Genomic DNA, 3,436 nt, shown 5'->3' with positions numbered 1-3,436 from the left:
GGCGGCACGGTCTCGGTGACCACCCGCAAGCCGCTGGACTTCAAGAAGCCGACCCTGTCGTTCACCGCCTCGGCGCAGAACCTCGACACCCTGCCCGGCTGGAAGCCGCGCACCAGCGTCTTCGGCGCCACCCAGCTGTTCGACGGTCGCCTGGGCCTGATGGGCAACGTCAACTACGACCGCGTCCTGACCCGCGGCGACTTCGTCGACAACAACGCCTGGGCCCTGCTCGGCGACTTCGACAACTCGGCCGAAAAGACCCTCGACTACTACAGCCAGACCTACGGTAAGGCGGTCAGCGACTACATCGCCGGCTTCGACACCGAGGCCAGCTGCGCCACGGCCGTCACGCCCGACTCCTCGCTGCTGACCACCGCCCAGACCCGCACCGCCTGCGAAAGCCAGTGGTACGACTACAGCCCGCGCGTGCCGCGCTACCGCGTCTGGACCCGTGACGACACCCGCACCTCGGCCGAGTTTACGGCCCAGTACAAGTTCACCGACAATCTGAGCGCCTTTGTCACCTACCAGAAGAACAAGCGCGAACAGGTCCTCAACGACATCAACTACGGCACGGGCCTGACCAACCTCGACCCGCTGAACCGTTCGGCCAACGCTTGCGCCCGCGTCACCGCGGCCACGGCCCAGAGCGTGCCGGGCGTGAAGGTCGACGCCAACCACAACGTCACCGAATACATCGTCGGCGACTGCCTCACGACGGCCAACCGCGGCGGCAACAACGCCTTCAGCATCTCGTCGCGCGACTTCAAGCAGACCAACGATTCCGACTACATCACCTTCGGCGCCAACTTCCAGAACGACCGCTGGAAGATCGATTTCGTCGGCGCCCGCGGCAAGACCAAGACCCTCAACCTGACCAACAACGCCTCGGTGTCGTTCAACACCCCGGGCCTGAAGGTCACCATCGATCCGGAGAACGGCTCGGCCCCGGTCTTCACCTTCGCCCAGGGCTTCAGCCCGGCCGACGCCGCCGCTGTCAACCAGTGGCAGATCCAGTACCGTCCGTCGGACTCCAAGAATTCCGAGGACCAGTACAAGATCGACTTCGAATACCGCGCCGACCTGCCGTTCCTGAAGAGCGTCAAGTTCGGCGGCCGCTATTCGAACGCCGAGACGGGCGGCTACGGCTACGGCGGCTTCATCGTCAGCGGCGGCGCCAACCTGGCCAGCGCTCTCGACGACACGGTGATCTACGCCAACTCGGTCAACTCGACCGCCACCGTGGTCAACGGCCAGGCCGTCGACCAGACCGCCGCGATCCTGGGCAACGCCTACCAGACCACCTACTGGAACTCGACCGAGACCTGGTCGCGCGCCTTCTCGAACGCCCTGTTCGCCCAGGCCATGGTCGATCTGCCCGACAACTTCTACTATGGCGGCTCTGGCCTGCCGAACAGCTGGAAGTATCCGTCGTTCAACGCGATCTCCCAGTACCTGGATACGTCGCACTTCAACCTGGACAACCTGTACACGACCACCGGCAACGACGGTAAGCAGTACAACCAGATCCCGTACGCCGTCACCGAGAAGAGCGACGCCCAGTACATCCGTCTGGACTACGGCTTCCCGCTGCTGGGCCGCGACATCATCGGCAACTTCGGCGTCCGCCGCGTCCACACCCAGACGACGGCCGCCGGCCAGTACACCCGTCGCGAGACCCGCCTGGTCAACGGCGTGGCCTCGACCGCCGTGGTGGCCAACACCCTGACGTCGATGACCAAGGACTACACGGTCTATCTGCCCAGCTTCAACATCCAGGGCTGGCTGATCGACAACCGTCTGAGCGCGCGCTTCGGCTTCGCCCAGTTGATGGCCCGCCCGCTGGTCAACTACCTGATGCCCAGCATGACCTGCACCATCAACTACACCAACGACGGCACCTCCGACGACGGTCCCGACAGCTGCGACGCCGGCAACCCGGCGCTGAAGCCCTATCGCGCCAACCAGTACGACCTGTCGTTCGAATGGTACCCCGACAGCGACACCCAGCTGTCGGCCGGCTTCTTCTACAAGGACATCCGTTCGTTCTACCTGTCCTCGCGCTCGAACCTGGGCCAGCAAGACGTGTTCGGCGACGGCACCCTGTACTTCTACAACACCTACGTGAACGGCGACGGCGCCAAGATCTCGGGCGTCGAACTGACGGCCAAGACCGCCTTCACCTGGCTGCCTGGCCTGCTGTCGGGCCTCGGCGCCGACGTCAACTACACCTACCAGAAGGCCTCTGACGTGGGCGTCTACAGCGGCGTCGACGGCTCGGCCCTGCCCTATCCGGGCCTGTCGAAGAGCAGCTACAACGCCACCCTGTGGTACGAGAAGGGCCCGATCAGCGCCCGCCTCGCCTACAACTACCGCTCGGGCTACCTGCTCACCGCCTCCGACACCCTCGGCCAGCCGGTGTTCAAGGACGCCACGGGCTATCTCGACGGCAAGTTCACCTGGCGTCCGGGCCCGCAGGGCCTGTCGCTGTTCGTCGAGGGCAAGAACCTGACCAAGGAAGACGAATCCAGCTGGGCCGGCGACACCCGCCTGATCAACAGCAACTACTCGGGCCGCCGCTTCTTCGTCGGCGCCTCCTACAAGTACTGATACTTGGCGCCAATCGCGCGCAAAGGGGCCGCTCCGGATTACCGGGGCGGCCTTCTTTTTTGCAGGTCTGCAATATTGGCAGAACGTCGGTTTCCGAATAGCCTCGCTTGCAGGTTCGGAAGGGGGCTTTCGATGCCGTATCGGCGCGCGCACTTCTACGTCCTGGCGATCTTCCCGCTGGCGGTGCTGGCCTTCTGGCCGGCCTACCTGTCGCAGGTCTCCACGGCCTCGATCGATCTCCACGCCCACGGGATCACCGCCACCTTGTGGCTGTGCCTGCTGGTCGCCCAGAGCGCCCTGATCCATGGCGGCAATCGCGCCACGCACCGCACGCTCGGCTTCTGCAGCCTGGCCCTCTTCCCGCTGTTCCTGGCCGGCGGCTCGGGGATCTTCCTGGGCATGGCCCGCCGCCTGGTCGCCAACGTCTCGCCGTTCTACGACCTCTACGCCGCGCGCCTGGCCTGGCTCGACATCGTCGCCGTCGCCAGCTTCGCCTGGTTCTACCACCAGGCCCTCGCCCGCCGGCGCACGATCGGCCCGCACGCCGGCTACATGCTGGCCACCAGCATCTTCCTGCTGCCGCCGATCCTGGGCCGCCTGGCGCCGATCCTGCCGCCCCTGGCCATCGCCGGCCCGCAGGACTTCTGGAAGCTCGGCGTCGGCTTCCAGCTGGCCAACGCGGTCACCGCCGCCATCGCCCTGGTCGTCGCCCTCCGCGCCGGACGCGACGGCCGCCCCTTCGCGCTCGCCGCCCTGCTGACGGCGGTCGGCGCCGTGCTCTTCCAGTTCGCCGGCCCGCTGCCGGCCTGGCGCGCCCTCTTCGTAC

At 66.2% G+C, this 3,436-nt stretch carries 2 protein-coding genes; both read left to right on the top strand.

Annotated features, from left to right (window positions below; translation table 11 throughout):
- On the top strand, positions 1-2,610 hold a 2,610-nt coding region (locus DMC18_RS16925; RefSeq protein ID WP_110133124.1), incomplete at its 5' end, for a TonB-dependent receptor.
- Between the two features lie 132 nt (positions 2,611-2,742).
- Positions 2,743-3,436: hypothetical protein (locus DMC18_RS16920; RefSeq protein WP_199232585.1), on the top strand; the 694-nt coding region annotated here is incomplete at its 3' end.

Source organism: Caulobacter sp. D5, assembly GCF_003185805.1.
GTDB lineage: Bacteria > Pseudomonadota > Alphaproteobacteria > Caulobacterales > Caulobacteraceae > Caulobacter.
The sequence above is the reverse complement of the archived record's forward strand: the minus strand, read 5'-3'. Positions and strand labels throughout refer to the sequence as shown.